Origin of the sequence: Singulisphaera sp. GP187 (genome assembly GCF_900129635.1) — a bacterium.
Lineage (GTDB): Bacteria > Planctomycetota > Planctomycetia > Isosphaerales > Isosphaeraceae > Singulisphaera.
Genome location: NZ_FSRB01000001.1, coordinates 4,565,889 through 4,585,220, shown reverse-complemented (window position 1 = coordinate 4,585,220; position 19,332 = coordinate 4,565,889). Strand labels below are relative to the sequence as shown.

The window sequence follows — 19,332 nt, the reverse complement described above, 5'->3', positions numbered from 1 at the left end:
TCGGCTCAGGGGCGGGTTGTCGCGTCATCCGGACAGGGAGGCGATGTTGTCGGGTAAATTATTTGTGATGTTGTTGTTTTTGGATGAAAACGACCCCTTGTTAAGGATGCCCCCGCCGGGCGCACCCGCCTTGTTCCCGGTCACGAGGGTGTTGTTGATGACGAGGCCGTTCCCGTTCCAGATGCCGCCGCCGCTGCCGGTGGCGGTGTTGCCGCTGATCGTGCTGCCGTCGATCGTGATGGTGCCGAGGTTGGCGAAGACGCCGCCTCCGACCCCGACGGTGGGTTGGCTCGAGTCGACGAACTTGCCGGAGAGGTTGCCGTTCACCTCGCTCCCCCCGCTGATGCTGACCGGTCCGCCCAGCATTTCGGCGATGCCGCCCCCGACGACCGGATTGGGATTCGAGGGGAGGTAGTTGAAGGCTCGGTAAATGGCGGGGGTCCGCTGGATGTTCGCCGAGGCGAATTGCTTGAGCGCCGTCATGAGCAAGGGGTCGCCCCGGCCGGCCGAGAGGAACGCCTTGTAAACGGGGGGCTGAGTGACCTTCACCAACCCGAGGGTCGACGACGAATTCTGCACGTTCGTCGCGGTATTGTTGTTGACCTGGCTCCCTTCGCTGATGGTTACGCCGTACGATTCTGACCAGTTGACGATCCCGCCGCCGACCCCCGCGGAGGTGTTGCCGTTGACCTGGCTCCCTTTCGTCACGACGACCGGCCCGCCGTAGTTGGCGGCGATCCCGCCGCCGGGTCCGTTGTTGGTGTTGCCGTTGACCTGGCTGCCGTCAGTGATGAACGCGCCGCCGATCAGCAGGACGATTCCGCCGCTGTACATCCCGACGGTCTTGTTGTTGTTCACCTGGCTCTCGGAAACGAGGACGTTGCCGATCATGTTGGCAATCCCGCCGCCGCCGAGTTCCCCGGCGTTGAGATTGTTCGCGGTGGAGGAGTTGCCGTTGACCGTGCTGCCGTTGAGGATGTTGACTGCGCCGTTGACGTTGAGGATCCCGCCGAAGTCCCGGGCGGTATTGGCATCGACGCGGCTCGCGTCCAGGATCACGCCGAGATCGGCGTAGATGCCGCCGCCTTCGCCCGAGGCGCTGTTGATCCCGATGGCACTGTTCCCCTGAACGCTGCTATGCTCGAGCGTCACCGTGCCGCTCGAATAGATCCCCCCGCCATTTCCGAACGCCCCGTTCCGGGGGGAGTTGACTTGTGCGGCCGAGTTGCCGACGAGGTTGACATAAGAGAGCGTCAGATTGTTGAGCGAATTGTCCACGAGGATCCCCCCGCCGTTCTTGTTCGCCACGTGCCCGCCGGTGAGGGTCACTGTAGAGGCGGGGTCCAGACCCGTGATGCTCAGCGTCGTGGTCAGGTTGTTGGTGAAGACATGGAAGATCCGCGAGTTCGCCGTCCCCTGCTGGATGGTCAAGGGTTGTCCCGAAGTATTCTCGACCGTCAGGCTCGAGCGGATCGGAAGCTCGCCGGCCCGGAGCGTGATCGTGCTGCCGACGGACGACGTGATCGCCACGACGGACCCTTGATTCTGCGGCTTATTGGCCTGATTGATCGCCCAACGCAACGATCCCGGCACCACCGCCCCCCGCGGATCGACCGCGTTCGTCACCAGGAATGTGGAGGGGGTCGTCCGATCCTCCAGCGCTTCGAGCGAGAGCCGAACGGCTCGCGACCGCGCGCGACTCCGCAGGTTCGCGTCAGGACGGGATGACCTCCAGGTCCATCGACGAAGCGATTCCGCTCCCAAGTTGCGAGTCATTCGGATGCCTCTCCGGGCTCGGGTGTGAACTCGTGTGCAAAAAAAGAACACTCTTGTCGAAGGCGAGGCCTTCGGAACGATGTCCGACGTGCGTCGCGAGTTGGCCCGAACAACGCAACCGGATCAGGGATGCCGTCGGAAATCGATCTTCAGGACGGCTATTTTATGCAGTCTGACTTGTCTTCGTAAACTCCCTCGTTTTTCAAAGGCCGCCGGAGGGCGAGAAACGGAGAATGTCGACGGTGTAATCACCCAGAAGCCGGCGGAGCTTGACCTGGGTGGCGGTGAGCGGTTGACGTAAGCGTTGCCGCTGCCGGACCAGCGAGCGATGTTGCCTTTGCATGGGTGTGGTTCGATGCCGACGAAGTTCATTAAGGCGGCTCCGAGTGGTCGGAAATCTGACTAGACTTTCGGACTTTTTCAGCAGCCCTTGACTATGCAAGACGAGCGGACCAACACTCCGACCTCACGACTCTGGATCAAACCCGAATACTCGAAGCTCCTGATCACAGCGACACGCTTTCGCGATACGTGCGGCCCATGCGATGGCCTCCTTACTTGAAGGCAGCTCAAGTACAGTGAATCCACCATTGAGCGGAGGCGCCCACGGGTAGCCTCCCTCAGCGACTGAGCCATTGGCCGAAACGAGAACGGGCGGTACTGTTTCATCAATACCACCGCCGAAAACGTAGACGCCCGCTTCCTTCGCCTCGCGTATCACGGCATGAGCGTCTCGACCCACCGCCTCCCACTCACTGTCGGGTACATTCATTGCAGCACTGGGGAATGAAATTAGATACTTTGCCATGATCTTCTTTCTCTAAGAATTTTGCGTTTAGTGATACAGGCCGTGCCTGACAGTGGTTTGAGTTGCTCCACCGGGTTGGGAATCCCCCTCATCATCGCGCGAAACTGACCCTCGGAGACGGTGCCATCACGCGCGGGGCCGGTATCCTGGAGGGTGTTCAAGCACACCAGGATCGGGCAACGCACGGAGGTCCGCTCGATGGATCAGCTTATCCCCGGCCTCGCCGCGCTGGTAGAGGCGTTCCGCGATGTCTTCCATCCCCAGGTCTTCTCCACCTTCCAGGCGCTGATCGCCGGTTGGATCGTCTGCCTTGGCCCGCATACCATCAGCGAGGTCTGGCAGGCCACCGGCCTGGCTGCCCGGCGCCACCACGACACCGCCTATGCCGTGTTCCACTCCGCATGCTGGGAGTGGGACGACCTGGGGATCGTCCTGGCCACGCTGATCCTCACCCATCTGGTCCCCGGCGGTGTCGTCTGGGTGGCCGTCGACGACACACTCTGTCACAAGCGCGGCGCCAAGGTCGCCTTCGGCGGGATCTTCCTCGACGCCGTGATGTCGTCGAAGGGGCACAAGACCTTCCGGTTCGGCCTCAACTGGGTCGTGCTCGGCATCGCCGTGCCGATCCCGATGCGCGCCGATCGCTACTACTGCCTGCCGGTGCTCTGGCGGCTCTTCCGCAAGAAGGGCCAGCCGGGATACCAGACCCGCCCCCAGTCGGCCGCGGCGCTGGCGCGGGAGTTGGCCCAGGCCAATCCCGAGCGGACCTTCTGGCTGGTCGGCGACAGTGCCTACGTCAACGCGGCCGTGCTGCGGGATCGGCCTGCGAACCTCCAGGTCATCGGGCCGCTGCACTGGAAGGCCGCGCTGTACGAGCGGCCCGCCCCGCGACAGCCCAAGCAGAGGGGCGCCTCGCGCAAGAAGGGGGATCGCCTCCCGAACCCCAAGGCGATGATCGAGGACACCACGACCTACCCGGCGGAACTCCTGACGATCGACTTCCCGAAGGGGGCACGCGAGCTTCGGGTGTAGGTGATCCGGGACGTACTCTGGTACAAGGGGAGCAAGACCGATCCGGTGATGGTGGTGCTGGTCCGCGACCCGCTGGGCCAATGGCGCGACGAGGCGTTGGTGTCGACGGACACGACGGTCTCGGCAGGTTTCGTGATCCTGGGATACTGCCGAAGATGGAGTGTGGAACTGGCGTTCTTCGACAGCAAGCAGTTCCTCGGGCTGCACGATCCGCGGGTGCGGAGCGTGGAGCGGGCGCACCCGATGGCGTGGTTCGTGGGATCGCTGACGATCCTGTGGTACTGCGTGAAGGGTCATGAGGGATCCCACGTCGAACGGGAACGTCCGTGGTACGAGGACCGAGTGATGCCGACGTTCACGGACATGCTGGGTGCGTTACGCTTGCAGATGTGGGAATTCAAAGTTTACGGAGAGACCGGCGAGGAGCTACCCTCACCAGAATGCATCAGGAAACTACTCCACAAGCTATCAGCCGTGGCCTGAGGTCCGAAAGTCTAGTCTGAGAGAATCGTCCCATTCCAGAGCATCACCGACTCAGAGGGGCGGAACCGGTCGGCTCGACCTCCGCTCCTCTTACATGGCTTTACCCAAGACCGAGCGGAAAACCCGATAATGTGGTGGCAATTTCTGATGAAATTGAGATTTTGTGATAGATAAGAATATTGCATTTTTGCAGATGTAGAGATGAAAATGTGGTAGCCGGACGCGTGCACGGCGAGCTTTTTTGCCGGCCCGTCAACTCTCGACGCACCGGAAAAAAGTCCATTTTCGCACCGCTCAATGGGAGAAAACCCTGAGAAATTCAGTGGGTGCACTCTCTGGTTTCGGACTTTTTGCCGGCCCGTCAACTCTCGCCTTGACCTCTTTGGGGTGCATGGCCCGACTCGGCCCCGTGATGAGCTGATGAACCGGAGGGTGGCATCACCTCGATCCTCACCCGGTCGAGACTGCCCTGAGTTACCCCTTCATCCCAGCACGGCCCAACCACTCCTCGAAGCGCGTCGGTCCAATCCGCGCATTCGCACCCGGATTCAAGCCGCGGGCGTCCAACGCCGCACCGGAGTAAAGGGCCTTTGGGTCCCCTACGACCGTCCGCTTGTCCCCGCTGCCGCTCAGGAATCGGCCTACGAATTCCGCGATGGGCAGCGTCTCGGGTCCGGCCACCTCGATCATCCCGTTCGTCGGCGCTCCCAAGCCAATGTCGGCTAAGGCGGCCGCCACGTCGTCGGCGGCCAGCGGCTGCATGGGAGCTGTGGGAAGTCGGAGGGTGTCACCGTCGCCCCCGAGACTGGCGATCTAGCCCAGGAATTCGAAGAACTGCGTGGCTCGGACGATCGTGTACGGTACTTTGCCCGCCTTGATCAACGCTTCTTGCGCCACCTTCGCCCGCATGTACCCGCTGTCCAGCATACGGTCGGCCCCGACGACCGACAGAGCGACGTGGTGCTTCACCCCGGCTGCGGTCTCAGCCGCCAACAAGTTGCGGGTCGAGGTGTCGAAGAACTCCATGACAGCCGCGTCCTCGAACGACGGCGAATTCGACACGTCCACCACGACGCTCGCACCGGTGAGTGCCCCGGCGAGACCCTCGCCGGTGAGGGCGTTGACGCCCGAGGAGGGTGACGCGACCACCGCGTCATGGCCTTTTTGTCGCAGGATGGGCACGAGCTTCTTCCCGATGAGCCCACTGCCGCCGATCACGACGATCCTCATGACTGGTTCCTCTTGTGAGTTGCTTGTCGATTCGACCTCGGCCGCCGACCAGCGGGCGAGCTTGTCCGGGTTGACGCTGATTTCAACGACCTGCACGTCCTCGCCGAGGGACAGGGCCGTGACTTCTCCCCGTCCTGAGTGTGTCGTACCTGTTGGTCAGCAACAAGGACGTTCAGGTGGGGTGGATTTGTGACAATCCGCGGGGAGGATTCGCCCCGGCGACTCCCGACGCCGGGCGTGGTTGGAGAGAAAAGCCGTTGAGTCGGGAGATACGCATGTTTGGCCCGGGGCGTTACCTGCTTCGGCGCTGTTCGAACTGCAATTTTCGAAGCACCTCCGGCGTGCCGAACCGGGACTTATCGCGGTCAACCTTCGTGATCCATTCGAGCCTGTGGTGAATCAGGTTGATGAGCATCCGGGAGAGGTTGCGCCCCTGGATAACTACCCGTCACTTCTGGGGTTCGTTGAACTCCCGTATGACCTTGAGAGCGTCGGGCGAAAAAAGAAAGAAGAGGCGGTTTTTCGTTGACATGTTTTTTTGCGTTTAGGTGCTTGTGTGATTTTAATAATTATCGCAACGAAAAATGATTTGATTTAACTTATTGCGTTGTCAGAAGTTTATGGGCCAATTCATGGCCGGAGTATGGGAGTCTGTCGCAAGGAAACCGGGCCGTCTGCCTGCCCCGGAGGCAGAAATTCGCGGGAGAAACTCGTTCCCACGCTCGGTGTGGGAATGCCGTTCTGGCCGCTCTGCGGCCCCACCCGCCGGGGAGGACGACGCGGAGCGTCGCGGAGTGCGCCTGTAATTGCATTGAATCCGCAGGGTGTGAGTTCCTGCCGAAGTGTTCTGGCACTTCGTAACCGAGGGTAACTGCGTCGCCGCGAGGCGGGGTGGGAAGCAACCGTAGGTGAACGATCAGTCCGTAACGCAAGTAAACTCGATTCGGCCGACTGTCGTGGCGAGCCTGCTCCTCGATGGCGAAGCCCAATTGACGCATGGCCCCTCAGAAAGGGCGTCCACAGTGATGTGGTCCGGTAAGACCGACGCACAAAACCCCAGAATGGCGTCGGGACGACAGTAGGTTGTTGGAGACGGAATGATCGGAAGGTTCGATGACGAAACACAGGGAGACCTGGACCTCGCCAAAGCCGGTGTTCATTGTCCCTGATAAGGATACGAAGAGCCGGGGGTCCAGGAGTCAGAGCACCCATAGTAGCGCAGAAGCCGGGTAACTCCGGTGGAGCGAAGGGGTGCAGGGAGGTGGAGACGCGATGTCCGATGCGAAGGAATTCCCACTGGAGGCAGTGCCCGCGAGGGCTAGGCGCGCCAGAGAGATCCCGATCCCATGGGTCTGGGTCGAACCGACGGTCTGGACGGAGCGGATGTTGACGGCCCTCATCGAGGGGGTCAAAGGTGGAGTCTGGTATAGCCTGATGGACAAGGTCCACCCGCAACGCGCCCTGTATACGGCATACTCTCGAGTCGCCGCCAACGAGGGTGCCGCGGGCGTGGACCACGTGACCGTGACGATGTTCGAGGACCGCCTGGAAGAGAACCTGAAGGATCTCAGCGACGCCCTGCGTACGGGAACCTACCGTCCGCAAGCGATCCGCCGACACTGGATTCCCAAACCAGGAAACCAGGAGAAGCGTCCGCTCGGGATTCCCACCGTCCGCGACCGGGTGGTCCAGACGGCACTCCGGCAGGTGTTGGAACCGATCTTCGAGCGTGACTTCGCCGCGCACAGCTACGGCTTTCGCCCCGGCAGGGGATGCAAGGACGCGCTGCGGCGGGTGGACGAGCTGCTTAAAGGCGGATTCACCCATGTGGTAGATGCCGACTTGAAGAGCGATTTCGACACGATCCCCCACGACCGCCTGCTGGCGCTGGTCGCCAAGAAGGTAGCGGACGGGAAGGTGCTGAACTTGATCGACGCGTTCCTGCACCAGGGCGTCCTCGACGACCTGGAGGTATCGACGCCCGAACAGGGGACGCCGCAGGGTGCGGTGATCAGCCCGCTGTTGAGCAACATCTACCTTGATCCGCTCGACCACCTGATGGCCGAATCGGGTTTCGAGATGGTGCGCTACGCGGACGACGTCGTGATCCTGTGTCGAAGCTCGGAGGAAGCGGCCCAAGCGATGGCGGTGGTGCAGGAGTGGACGGCCTCGGCCGGCCTGACCCTGCATCCCACCAAGACGCGGATCATCGCCGTCAGGACCGAAAGCTTCGACTTCCTGGGCTACCGGTTTGAGGACGGCACACGCCGCCCGCGACCGAAGAGCCTGGACAAGTTCAAGGAGACGGTCCGGACGAAGACCTCGCGTACGACCGGGGGCAGCCTCTCCGCGATCATCGCTAGCCTCAACCCAACGCTTCGTGGCTGGTTTGAATACTTCAAGCACAGCCACAAGTGGACGTTTGAACGACTCGACGGCTGGATCCGCATGCGTCTGCGGAGTCTGCTCCGTAAACGGATGAAGAAACGAGGCCGCGGTCGTGGCACCGACCATCAACGTTGGCCCAACGCCTTCTTTGCCGACCATGGACTTTTCAGCTTGGAACGAGCCCATGAGTTAGCCAGTCAATCCTCTTTGAGGTAAAACCACCAACGGGAAAGCCGTATGCGGGAGATCCGCCCGTACGGTTTGGAGGGAGGGGGAGCGTAATCCGCTCTCCCTACCCCTATCGGCATACCCACGCAGAGCGTGGGAACGAGATCCCGGTTTCCTTACGACAGTCTCAATCGTCGTCGCCAATAACTCCATGGATGAAATACTTGAATGAATGCTGCTGATTGCTTCTATGTCGGTCGTTAGGGTTGACGCAAGTTTCTGTCAGAACCTAGACGCTCACGAGTGGCCCAGGACAGCGTCTGCTCCACCGACCCGTGAGTCGATGGATTTGTGGTAAATTCGAACGGATCGGAGACTTTCGCTTGAGCAAGCCCGTTGGACGGTATTCCGCCCAGGCGAGTCGTTTCGCGTCATCCTCCGACAATCGGCACGCCGCCGCGGGTCTTGCCGCGATCCGGTGGGTTGGCGTCCCAGATCACGACCGTGCCGTCGGCGGCGGCTGAGATCAGTGAGTCGCCGTCGGGGCTGAAGCTGACCCCCCAGACTCGGCCGGAATGGTTGTGGAGGCTGAGGACTTCCAGCCCGCTCGCGGCTTCCCAGAGCTTAACCGTCCCATCCCACCCCGAGGTGGCGAGCCGGAGGCCGTCGGGGCTGAACGCGACGCGCTCGAGGATTCCGGGGGGATGGTCGATCGCGAGCAACTCCCGGCCGCTGGTGACGTCCCAGATCTTGACGACTCCCGCGCCTCCGCCCGGTGAGCCGCTGGTCGAGGCGATCCGGCGACCGTCCGGGCTGAAGGAAACGCTGAGCACGTGCTCGCTGTGCCCGCGGAACGATTGGATCAGGCGGCCGGTGGCGAATTCCCAGACTTCGGCCACGCTCGAGGTTCCCCCCACCGCGATCCAGGTTCCATCGGGACTGAAGCTGAGCCGGGTGATCTGGCCGGCGCCGGTCGGGATCACCCGGACGGTCTCGCCGGTGCGCGCATCCCAGATCCGGATCGTGTCGTCCCAGCTCCCGGTGGCGATCCAGCGGCCGTTGGGGCTGAACCGGGCGCAGCGCACGTTGTTCTTGTGCCCCTTGAGGAGATGGACTTTCTGCCCGCTCGCCACGTCCCAGACGATCGCCGTTTGATCGGCGCTGGCGGTCACCAGCCGGGCCGCGTCGGGGCTGAACGCCACGCTGTAGAGTCGGGCGGTGTGGCCGCGGAGCGTGTGCCGTTCTCGGCCGGTGGTGGTGTCCCAGACCTTGGCGGTGAGGTCGAAGCTGGCCGAGGCGACGGTCCGGCCGTCGGGGCTGAACGCGGCGTCCCAGACCTCGCCGGTATGGCCGCGAAGGGTGATCGGGCCGACGTTGAGGAACCGCTTGAGAAAGTACCACTCCCAGCCGCGCAAGTCAGAGGGGCATGCGTCGAGGACCTGCTCGGCGCGACCGATCCGGCCGCCGCGGTGCTCGTCTTCGGCCAGCGCGATTCGCTGGAAGTAAGACGCTTGCCGCTCACGAAAGAGGTCGTCGGTCCGCTCCTCGAGCGCCTTGATCTTGCCTTGGAGCGCCACTTCGGTCTGCTGCTGTTGGCGGGCGATCCGATCGTTGGTCATGACGAGCTCTTCCTTGACGAGTCGCTCGCGACCCAGCGATTCGAGAATCTCCCGGCGCTCCTGGCTGATGATGACGTTGGTGATCGCGAGGACGACCGTGAGGAGGACCGTCGACAGGACGCTGGCCGCCGAGAGTGCGGCGATCAAGGGGTGTCGGCGAGCCCACTTGAAGCCGCGTTCGATCGCGCCCACCGGGCGGGCCAGGATCGGCTCGCCGGCCGAGAACCGGCGGAGGTCCTCCGCGAGCGCCTCGGCCTCGGCATAGCGTCTTTGCGGGTCCTTTTGAAGGCATTTCAGGACGATCGTCTCGATGTCGAGCGCGAGCCCCGGCTGAAGCTTCGAGGGGGCGGCCGGCTCGGCCGAGCGGACCTGCTCCAGGGTCTGGAGCACCGTGGCCGCCTTGAACGGCGGGCGACCGGTCAACTGCTCGTAAAGCACCGCCCCGAGCGCGTAGACGTCGACCGCCGGGCCGACCGCGCGCTTCCCCCCCTCGGCCTGCTCGGGAGCCATGTAGCTTGGCGAGCCGATGATCGAGCCGGTCTGCGTCAGGCCGACGTCCGCGCCCAGGCTCTTGGCCAGGCCGAAATCGGTGAGCTTCGGCAGCCCTTCGACCGTCAGGAGAATGTTGGCCGGCTTCAGGTCGCGATGCACGATGCCGAAGCTGTGGGCATGCTGCACCGCACGTGCCAGCGACTCAATCAAGCGGGCCGCGTCGCGGGCGGGCCAGGGGGTGCCGTCGAGGCGGTCCGCCAGACTGCCCCCGGGCACGTACTCCATCTCGAGAAAGGGCCGGCCCCCGTGATCGCCGATCCGGTAGATCTGGACGACTTGCGGGTGCTGAAGCCGGGCCACCGCCTCGGCCTCGGCCAGGAACCGCGCGGCGGCCTCGGGCCCGGCGAGGTCTCCGGCCAGAATCATCTTGAGCGCGACGAGCCGGTTGAGCCCCTGCTGACGCGCTTTGAAGACGACCCCCATCCCCCCTCGGCCCAACTCGCAGAGCACCGTGTAGCCGGGGATCGCCGGCACCGGACCCGGGAAGCCGGTGAACGACGGGGTCTGGCGTTCCTTCGGCTCCATCACTTCCGCGAACGCGGAGGCGATCACCGCCGAGTCGGCTGGGAAGTGCCGCAAGTAATCCTCAGGCGCGGGCTGTTCACCCGCCCGCCGGCGATAGGCCAGGTCCAGAACGAGCAACTCACGGAGCAGGAACGGGTGGGTCAGCCCCTCCTGGTCACTCAGGAAACGCTCGATCGTCGGCCGCTGGCCTGCTTTCCAGGCCTCCTCGAACCTGTCGCAGGCACGCTCCAGTCGGCTGATCTTCGAGGGAGAGGGAGAAGACGTGGGCGTGAACTCGGGTGAAGACGGCTCGATCACAGGGTCTTTCCCCCGGTCCAGAGCACTCGGATCGAGCGGAGCTTGCGCTCGACCGTTTGCTCGATGCAGCCAAGCCGATCGGCGATCTGCTTGTTGGTGTACCCTTCCATCTTCCAGAGCGCGACTTCGCGCAACGAGTCTTCTCTCAGGAGGCCCAGGAGCCTGCGGAATTCCTCGGCGGCCTGCGCGGCGAATTCGGGGCTCGGACCCGGGTCGAATGCCTCGTAGGAGGCGGACCCCAACGACTCGGAGAAGCGGACGACTTTGCCTTCGCCCCGCGACTTTCGCCCTTCGCGGCGCATCAGATCGATGGCCTTGCGTTCGGTGATGACGACCAAGACTTGCCAGAGGTCGTCGCGATCCGAGAGCCGGGCGAACTGCCCGCGCTCGGCACGCCGGCAGAAGCTGTCGAACGCGCTGAGCGCCACGTCCTCCTCGTCGGCCGCGCCGCGCGGCCCCCCCCGATCTTGGCCCGCGCCAGCCCGACCAGCCGTTGGATGTAGGTCGTCCAGAGCCGTTCAGCGGCCCCGTGGTCTCCACGCTTGAGCATTCCAATGCAATGCGTGATTGAGTTCGCGGGCGACAATGTGGGCATCAACTCCATCCTCAGTCAATCGGCCGGATCGGAGGGCTGAACTTATTCTAAAGCTTCAAACGTTGCGCCGCAAACTCCCAGAGCCGTACTAGTTCCAAACCGCCCGGAAAACGCGGGGCCGTCGCAAACTCCCACGGCAAGCGAGAAGGTTACGATCAGGACAGTTCCGCTTCGTTTGGTCCGATGAGGAGCATAGGCGTTAAGCTTCCCCACGGCTAAAGCCGGGGGATTTCCGGTTAGACCGTGAGGTCCACCAGTTCTAGGGCACGCTTAGAAAGTGCCCGAGCCCTGATGTTCAGGGCGGCGTTTTTGTCCGCGTTCATGCCCATCCCGCACGACACGCAGAGAAACTTCGCTTGGCTCGTCCGGTTCTCTCGGCAGCAATGTCCGCATGCCGAACACGTCTGGGACGTGTAGCGGGCATCCACGGCTTCGATGGGCACGCCCGCAAGCGTGGCCTTGTACGTCATGAACGCGACCAGTTGGCCGAACGACCAGCCGGAGAGCCGATTGCGTGCGTCTTTGCCCCAAGCCGGGAGCCGGTCGCGGATGCCGCTGAGATCCTCAACGGCGATGCCGCGTCCGGTGCCTTTGGCAACCTCGACGATCGCTTTGCTGATGACGTGATTCTCGTGTCGCTTGAACCGGGCTTCCTTGCGGGAGACCCGTTGCAACTTCTTCTTCGCCCCTTTGGTTCCCTTCTTCTGGAGGCGTTTGCGTTGGAGGTTGTGCTTGCGGCGGACCCGTTCGGCGGGCTTGCCGCAGTGAGGCTTGGTCGCGGGATCGCTGTCGGTCGCCACATTGGCGAGACCGAGGTCGACCCCGATGAAGTCGGTGACCGGGATCGGCGTGGTCTCGGGTACGTCCACGGTTACAATCAGGAACCACTTACCGTCCTTGCGTCTGACGAGGTCGGCTTGCCCCTTGGGCATCGCCAGCCGATCCGCGCCGTAGGACCCGACGACAAACGGAACGATCACCCGGCCGTCCAGCGTCAGGAGGCTGACGCGGGCGATCCCCTTGAAACTCATCGTCCGCGGGTCGAATGGCATCGCCGCATCCTTGCGGAACGTCGGGCGGATCGTCTTGTCCCGCTTGTAGGCTTCACAAACCCGGCGAATACAGAGGCATGTGGCCTGAGCCGACAGGCTGAACTTGTCGCGAACGTCGCGGTAGGCGATCCGCTGGAGTTCGATCCGATTGGCGACTTGTTTGTCGAACGCCACGCCCGCCCGCCAGCCAGTTGCAGGCCTCGTTAAATCGCTCGACGGCCGAGCGAAGTTTCGCGGAGGCATTAGCGTCCGGCATGAGTTGGATCTGGGCGACAAGTTTCATGTCTGGAATTTAGGCAATTTTAATCTAAAAGCAAGAATATCACGCGATTCCTCCCCACGCCTGAAGGCGGGGGATTCCTCGCTAGATTTGTTGAACTGACTGCGGTGGGGACGGGAATTCGACACGTTCCGAAGGAGTTCGCTGCGCCCGCCCCATTCTTCGGAGGATTGTCCGGGTGCTTCTTGAGAAACCGGGTTTCCAAAAAAAAAGGATGGAATCAGCGTGGGGGGGCAACCACGGTGGGGCGATCGCGGCCTTCAGGGCGATCGTTTGGTCAGCTTGGCGATGTAGTTGGGGTTCGTGACCACCTGCCCGGTCGAGCGGAGCATGAACTCGGCCTGCGGGGCCTTCTCCAGCCAGGAGGGATCGCCGGGGAGCACCAACTGACGGCCGTCGGGCTCGCAACTGACCACGATCCCTTCGTCGAAATCGACCACCATGATCGTTCCGACGACTTGCTCCTGGCGGTGCGGCGTGCCGCTCGGTGTGACGTACGTGATGCCCAACAGCAGGTTGCGGCCGATGTATTGATCGCCGAAGACCTCGATCGTTCGGCGGATCCGCGGCTCGTCGATCCGGTAGGTGAGCTCCCACTCCCTCGGGACTCGAGAATTGGTCAGCGGGGCGAAGTTCGGCTCGGCCTCGTAATACGTCTCCCCCTCCTCGTCCTGCAAGACCGTGAGCATCCATGACGTCAGGAGAAACGGGTCGATGACGACCTGGCCGGTCGATTCCAGGCGGTAGGTGCCGCTGGGGGCGGGACGGAACGCCGCCATCTCGGTCGGCACCCAGCGCGGCTCGCCGCCGCCGGAAGGGCGGACCCAGGTGGTGCTTCCATCCGTCGTTTCAATCCGACCGTGAAACTGCTCCTGCCGGAGAACTTGCCCCTTGGCGTCGAGATAGGTCAGGCCCACGAGAACGTCCAGGCCCACGAGGTCTTGCGGTCGCATTGGACTTCACCTCCTCGGTCCCGACCTCCCCTGGCGGAGCTCGCTCATTGGGTTCAAATATTTCTTTGCGGGTCGAGCTCGCCGGCCCCTTGGGATCGGATTCCATAGCCGAGTCGAAAAGTGTTTTGGATTACGTGGTCATAATGTTAAGTGCGGCCGATCGCCGGGTCGAACCTTCAGGGACTGCGGCTGTCACCGACCGCGGAACAGTGAGTGAGGAACGGCCCCCCAGCGGATCCCCCTTTGGTTCGCGAGGAAGGGGGCATCGGACTGCAAGCGGGGAGCGGCTTCCCACTCTTAAATTGTAGGCGCTCCCGATGACAATCACGTTAACTTGATAAAAGCGATCGGGAAAATCGGCTTGACCCTGGGCGTGATTTGGGAATAATCTCGGCAGTCCGCAGTTTGTGATGCGGAGTGGCTGAACCCCGTGCCTGATATTAGGGCACGGGATTGGGATTGCGATCGTGTTGAGCACGGAGTGGCGGCCACGTCAGGGGTCGCTCCTGACGACGACAGGTCGCACGCTTCAACCTTTCGCCGGATCTCGACCGGGAGCGGATCCGAATGGCCATTCCAGGGCTTTCGGGTCGGTGAGCTGGTCGTGATCCCTTGGGACGGCGTCAACGTCTCGAGTGTAGGAGTCGAGAGTCAGCGGCGTCGCTGAAGTTTTCCTGCTCGCTCGATCCGAGAGAAAGTGGCTGACTCGTTCAACGAGAGGCACGTCGAACTCCTTCCCCCTCTCTTGATTCGAGGTGCCGACTGGTGCAACCAGAGGCGCGCGAAGATTTTTGGAGTCGCGCATGCCAATGCTGGATCAGAAGCACCAGCCCGAGTTGATGTTTCCTCCTTCTCACCTGGTGTCGCCGCGGCAGATCGCCTCGGGCGTTCACCGGCCCCGCTCGGTCACGTTTTGGCGGTGGGGGTTTACCCTCATCGAGTTGTTGGTGGTCATCGCCATCATCGCGGTCCTGATCGGCCTGCTGTTGCCGGCCGTGCAGGCGGCCCGCGAGGCGGCGCGGCGGATGCAGTGCTCGAACAACCTGAAGCAGCTTGGCCTGGCGCTTCATAATTATGAAAGCACTTATGGTTGCTTCCCGCCGGCCGGGCTTCCGGTCTGGTCGGCGACGACCTCCGTCATCCTGGACAATGCCAGCTACAGCGCCCAGGCGCGCCTGCTCCAGTTCATCGAGCAGGGAGCCATCTTCAATTCCATGAACTTTAGTTACGGATGCTTCAACTCGGTGGACACCTATGGCAATGCCGCCAATTCGACCGCGACGGATAAACGGTTGAGCGTGTTCCTATGCCCGTCCGACACGCCGCCAAGCTATAACGTGAACCGGATTGCGGGCCAGAGCTTTCGGGCGCCCGGGACGAACTATTTTACCTCGACCGGGTCGACGCTGGAGCACGATGGGAGGCAGACCGGGGGGCCGCCCAACGGTGTTTTCAAGTATGGCGGGGTGTTCGGTTTCAGTGACATCATTGATGGAACGAGCAACACGATCGCGTTCGGCGAGTGGATCGTCGGCAGTGGGAACGCGAGTGTCCTTTCAATCCCCTCGGACATCATCTGGATGACCTCGTTTCCGGCCGGAGTCACCCGCAACACGGCGACGATGAGTCTCCCCTTGGCGAATGCCAATAACAACCTCTTCACCTGGCTCCAGAGTTGCCGCGACCAGGCAGCGCCCGGGTCCGCAACCCGGAACGCCGGTAGCGTCCAGCTCGGTCAGGCTTGGGCGTTCAACCTGCCGGCCTACAGCATCGGAAATACGGTCTTGCCGCCGAACGCGAAGTACCCCGTGTGCATGACGGCGAAGCCGGGGACGCAGAACTCTCCCGGCGCCTACGGTCTTGCCAGTCGCCACCCCGGCGGCGCCAACATCGTGCTGGGGGACGGCTCGGTCCGGTTCCTCAAGGACAGCACGAATCTCAATGCGTTCTGGGCCCTGGGATCACGGAACGGGGGCGAAATCATTTCGTCCGACTCGTTCTGATCGATCTCCGCTACCGTGGTTTGAGGCAATCAAGCGGGTCGGGAGTCGGTGATTGCACCACTCCTGGCCCGCTTCTCGTTTTCGGTCTGTCAGCGTGCAGGCGCGTGGCCCACCCGGTCTCGCCCTCGAGAAGGAAGGAGGGGGCTCTTCCTCCCCAGGCCTCTTGGTGAAAAGGTATCGAAAGATCGCAATGGTCCGGCTTTGTGCCGTTTGGTGACGGAATGGAGGCGATTTTCGGGATCGTCGCAAAATTTCTCGGATTTCGCGCTGGGTTATGCGGAGGGTTGGCGAGTTCCCCATGGGTGGAAGTGACCCATGAACGGTACTTCCTCTCCCACCACTCGCGGCCGGTATGGATGGCGGCCCGGGCACATTTCCTGCTTTGTCTCTTTTTCTCACGATCGAGGTGGCGGCCATGGGTGCGGGGACCGACGCTTCGCCGGTGTCAGTACGGGGTCGAGGGATTTGGGGGGGGAGCCGGTTTGGTCGTCGGCCCCGATCGAAGGGCTTGCTGGCGCCCGAGTTGTGCATCTTCGCGGCGATTCTCACGATCCTGGTGGTCGGCATCTCGCTTTCGGGGCAGGCCGGGTCGGAGGAGGGCGAGCGCCACGAGTTGGGGGTCCATGCGTCGCCGGTTGAGGGTGTTTCGTTTGCCCCGGACGGGCGGACGGTGGCCTCGGCCAGTCGCGACGGGGCGGTGATGGTCTGGGACCTGGCTTCGAAGAGTGCGCGACGGGTGGTTGGGCGGACCATGGCCGGGTTCTCGTGCGTTGCGTTTTCTCCCGATGGTTCGTTACTCGTGGCGGGGGGGCTGGCTGATGGCGTCTTGATCCTCAATCCCGCCACCGGGGCGATCTTGACCACGCTCGCTCGGTCCTACGGGGCGGTCCGGGACGTGGCGTTCTCACCCGACGGGGCGTCCGTGGCCGCGGCGGGGGATGACGGGGTGATTCGGATCTGGAACGTTGTCTCGGGCCAACAGACCCTGAGCTTGCGGGGGCACACCGGGCTGGTCGCGAGCCTGGCCTTCGCCCCCGACGGCCGAACTCTGGCCTCGGCGGGGACCGAGGACGGGGCGATCCTCTGGGATCTCGGCACGGGCCAGCTTCGCGAGCGGCTTCAGGAGGACCCCGGCTCACTCGCATCCTTGGCGTTTACTCGCGACGGCCGAGCGCTCGCCTTGGGGGGAGTGGGGTGCATCACCCTTCACGAGCTTGCGACCGGCCGGTCGCGCACCTGGAAGAGTCCGCAAGGCCGGGTGACCTCGGTTCGATTCCTCCACGACGGCCTCACCCTGGCTTCCTCCGGCTTGGACGGATCCATCAGCTTCTGGAACCTCTCTCCCACCGAAATCCTCCCTCGGGTCACCCTTCACAGTCACAAGGGAGGGGTGAAATCCATGGCGGTGTCCCCCGATGGAACGACGCTGATCTCCGGCGGCAACGACGACGCCGTGAAAATGTGGCCCCTGCCCGGAGCGGTCGATCGCCTCGAAGCGCTCTCGAGCGGAGAAGCCACGAAAGTCAAAACGAGCTGATGGATTAACAAGAGATTACGATTTTGCGCAAGAATGGATGATGCGTTTGGAAATCAAACGCATTGTGTTTTCACACGATGTCTGGAACTGATCTGGATCGGTAAGTCGGGCTCGGATAGAGTTGCGGACGAGTAACGGCCATATCTCGTTCGAGAGGTTTATCCGACCGGAGCCGTTCCCATGTCCCAAGATTCGACCGAGCACCTCCAACTGACGTTCATCAATGGCGTGGCGGTCATCAGCGTCACGACCCATTACCTGCAAGCGGAAGACCTCATCGAGTCGGTCGGTTCGGAACTCCTCGAACTGGTTGAGAAGTGGGAATGCACCAAGGTGCTCCTCACCCTCGAGGGTGTTCGGTTCGTCTCCAGCTCGATGCTCGCCCAGGTGCTGAAGCTGCACAAGCGGCTCGCCAAGACCAAGGGCCACCTCCGGATCTGCGGGCTGAACCCAACGCTTCGCGACGTCCTTCGGGCCAGTCAGCTCGACCGCCTCCTTGAGGTGTTTGACGACGACAAATTGGCGCTCGCCAAATTCTGATTCGTACTCGCACTCGCGATTGAGACCGAGTCGGTCCCGACTCGTTTTGGCGTTCGCACCGCGTCAGGCCAGCGGGGCTGGCCCGACGCGGGGGGGGGGCGGTTTTCGAACCGGATGCGGATTAAGCCGGCATCACGAGCCGGCTCGTGCCCATCGTTCAGAGCGCGTCGGCTGAGAAGACCTCACCGCCCGCCTTGGAGCCGATGGCGTGCCAAGCTTGGTAGTTGACGCTGTTTTTGATGAACCTGACCGAGCCGTCGAGCATCGACACGTTGACCCCACCCGAATGGTACGAACTGGCGCTGATCAGGTTGGGGAAGTTGGCGACGGTCGAGTAGAGGCACGACCTCTGGTTCGGCGTCATCACGTGAGTGTAGCCCCCGCCTCGGGCCATGTAGAACCGTGCCCACTGCATCCCCTTGGAACCGTCCACCCGTGTGGTCGCCTTGGTCTGGCAGTCTCTGCCCAGGTCTTGGTCGTTCGTGTAAGTGCAGGGGGTTGCGGCGCCTCCGGTGTACGTGACATGTAACCCGTCGTCGGTCGGCGTGACGCCTTTCCCTCGGACGATCTCGGAGAAGATCGCGGTGTTGCTCAGTCCGTCGGTAACGCTTCCCAGTCCCACCGGGGCCACCATGGTGTTGCTGGCGGTGGCGCCGCCGGGACAGACGACGATTTTGCTGGTTCCGATCATGTAGGCAGGGCCGTCGAAAGTGCCTCCCGCATAGCTCGGGCAGTTGCCGGTGTTTTCGCCGTAATTGTGCGAGTTGAAGGTCGAGCTCGGGGTGTTGGGGTCTGAAGGGCAGAGAAATGCGCTGACCTGGACATGCAGGAGGGTCGAATTGGTGTAGGCCGGATCACCCGATTGGGCGCCGGGAGGATCGCTGCTCGGCATTCCGAACGCGTAATTGACCGTATTGAAGAGGTTTTGCTGCTCGAGATAGGGAAGGATTCGCGTGATCAAGGAGAAGTTCTGGATGGCGCCGGCCACGCTCGTCGACCCCGAGGGCGGCAGGCCGCCGTTCGAGCCCTCGTAATTCATGATGGCCAACCCCAGTTGCTTGAGGTTGTTGACGCACTGGGAACGGCGGGCCGCCTCCCGCGCGGCCTGGACGGCAGGCAAGAGTAGCGCGATCAAGACGGCGATAATGGCGATAACGACCAACAATTCGATCAGTGTGAAGCCGCGTCGGACGACTTGCATGATGACCTACCTCCGTTGGTTGCAGGGGAGAAGGGAAGGGCGATAACACTCGGATATCGAACGAGGGATCGATCGTCGGCGGCCGGAGCCCCCCACTACGGAGCCTTGGGGGCCGCCCGCTGCGCCTGGGGAGCAGCCTCTTCGGAGTTGGCCTGGGTGCCGGGAGGTGTCGTGCCGGGATACTTGGCGAATTCATCCTCATTGCCGCCACTTCCTCCGCAACCCGAGGTGGTGCCCAGGCTGAGGACGAGCAACGACAAACCAAGTGACTTGGTGAGTCGAAACATAGTTAT

15 protein-coding genes and 1 pseudogene are annotated in these 19,332 nt (G+C 62.8%); 6 read left to right on the top strand and 10 right to left on the bottom strand.

Going from position 1 to position 19,332, the window contains the following annotated elements; translation table 11 throughout:
- Positions 1–24: 24 nt before the first annotated feature.
- From BUS42_RS17685 to BUS42_RS46525, 3 genes are all read right to left on the bottom strand, one after another.
- A complete protein-coding gene (locus BUS42_RS17685) occupies positions 25–1,776 on the bottom strand; it encodes a hypothetical protein (protein ID WP_074308377.1) in 1,752 nt (583 codons plus the stop codon).
- Between the two features lie 202 nt (positions 1,777–1,978).
- Positions 1,979–2,119, bottom strand: a complete 141-nt coding sequence (locus tag BUS42_RS43680) for a hypothetical protein (protein ID WP_159452246.1) — start codon at positions 2,117–2,119, stop codon at positions 1,979–1,981.
- Positions 2,120–2,242: 123 nt separating this feature from the next.
- Positions 2,243–2,584, bottom strand: coding sequence for a YciI family protein (locus BUS42_RS46525; protein WP_074308375.1), 342 nt, complete (start codon positions 2,582–2,584; stop codon positions 2,243–2,245).
- 198 nt (positions 2,585–2,782) lie between these two features.
- On the opposite strand from BUS42_RS46525, the gene BUS42_RS45165 reads away from it, so the two are divergent.
- Positions 2,783–3,616: an IS701 family transposase gene (locus tag BUS42_RS45165; RefSeq protein WP_254053584.1), complete on the top strand. Its 834-nt coding sequence runs from the start codon at positions 2,783–2,785 to the stop codon at positions 3,614–3,616.
- Positions 3,617–4,099 carry a hypothetical protein gene (locus tag BUS42_RS45160; protein ID WP_254053583.1) on the top strand — a complete coding sequence of 161 codons (483 nt, stop codon included), beginning with the start codon at positions 3,617–3,619 and terminating at the stop codon, positions 4,097–4,099.
- A 474-nt stretch (positions 4,100–4,573) separates the two neighbouring features.
- Here the strand turns inward: BUS42_RS45160 and BUS42_RS46520 are convergent.
- Positions 4,574–5,329: pseudogene (locus BUS42_RS46520) on the bottom strand (SDR family oxidoreductase).
- 1,272 nt (positions 5,330–6,601) lie between these two features.
- On the opposite strand from BUS42_RS46520, the gene ltrA reads away from it, so the two are divergent.
- Entirely contained in the window at positions 6,602–7,933 is a 1,332-nt protein-coding gene (ltrA, locus tag BUS42_RS17665) for a group II intron reverse transcriptase/maturase (RefSeq protein ID WP_074308373.1), read from the top strand.
- A 383-nt stretch (positions 7,934–8,316) separates the two neighbouring features.
- Here the strand turns inward: ltrA and BUS42_RS17660 are convergent, their stop codons facing one another.
- The 4 genes from BUS42_RS17660 to BUS42_RS17645 all read right to left on the bottom strand — a co-directional run bounded on the left by BUS42_RS17660 (position 8,317) and on the right by BUS42_RS17645 (position 13,758).
- Positions 8,317–10,878 (bottom strand): WD40 repeat domain-containing serine/threonine protein kinase, encoded by a 2,562-nt coding sequence (locus BUS42_RS17660; protein WP_074308371.1) that lies wholly within the window; start codon positions 10,876–10,878, stop codon positions 8,317–8,319.
- A complete protein-coding gene (locus tag BUS42_RS17655; RefSeq protein WP_254053582.1) occupies positions 10,875–11,306 on the bottom strand; it encodes an ECF-type sigma factor in 432 nt (143 codons plus the stop codon). The genes BUS42_RS17660 and BUS42_RS17655 overlap by 4 nt, the downstream gene beginning before the upstream one ends.
- A gap of 403 nt (positions 11,307–11,709) precedes the next feature.
- Positions 11,710–12,699 (bottom strand): RNA-guided endonuclease InsQ/TnpB family protein, encoded by a 990-nt coding sequence (locus BUS42_RS17650; protein WP_159452245.1) that lies wholly within the window; start codon positions 12,697–12,699, stop codon positions 11,710–11,712.
- Positions 12,700–13,065: 366 nt separating this feature from the next.
- Entirely contained in the window at positions 13,066–13,758 is a 693-nt protein-coding gene (locus BUS42_RS17645) for a hypothetical protein (protein WP_074308369.1), read from the bottom strand.
- Between the two features lie 803 nt (positions 13,759–14,561).
- On the opposite strand from BUS42_RS17645, the gene BUS42_RS17640 reads away from it, so the two are divergent.
- The 3 genes from BUS42_RS17640 to BUS42_RS17630 all read left to right on the top strand — a co-directional run bounded on the left by BUS42_RS17640 (position 14,562) and on the right by BUS42_RS17630 (position 17,838).
- Entirely contained in the window at positions 14,562–15,761 is a 1,200-nt protein-coding gene (locus BUS42_RS17640) for a DUF1559 domain-containing protein (protein WP_083670275.1), read from the top strand.
- Positions 15,762–16,269: 508 nt separating this feature from the next.
- Positions 16,270–17,298 carry a WD40 repeat domain-containing protein gene (locus BUS42_RS17635; RefSeq protein WP_254053581.1) on the top strand — a complete coding sequence of 343 codons (1,029 nt, stop codon included), beginning with the start codon at positions 16,270–16,272 and terminating at the stop codon, positions 17,296–17,298.
- 180 nt (positions 17,299–17,478) lie between these two features.
- The gene (locus BUS42_RS17630; protein WP_074308365.1) at positions 17,479–17,838 is read left to right on the top strand and encodes an STAS domain-containing protein; all 360 of its coding nucleotides are present in this window, start codon (positions 17,479–17,481) and stop codon (positions 17,836–17,838) included.
- A gap of 157 nt (positions 17,839–17,995) precedes the next feature.
- Here BUS42_RS17630 and BUS42_RS17625 read toward each other — a convergent pair whose 3' ends face one another.
- Both BUS42_RS17625 and BUS42_RS17620 read right to left on the bottom strand, forming a co-directional pair.
- The gene (locus tag BUS42_RS17625) at positions 17,996–19,039 is read right to left on the bottom strand and encodes a DUF1559 domain-containing protein (RefSeq protein WP_074308363.1); all 1,044 of its coding nucleotides are present in this window, start codon (positions 19,037–19,039) and stop codon (positions 17,996–17,998) included.
- A gap of 95 nt (positions 19,040–19,134) precedes the next feature.
- On the bottom strand, positions 19,135–19,326 hold the full coding sequence (locus BUS42_RS17620) for a hypothetical protein (RefSeq protein ID WP_074308361.1): 192 nt from the start codon (positions 19,324–19,326) through the stop codon (positions 19,135–19,137).
- Between the last annotated feature and the right edge of the window lie 6 nt (positions 19,327–19,332).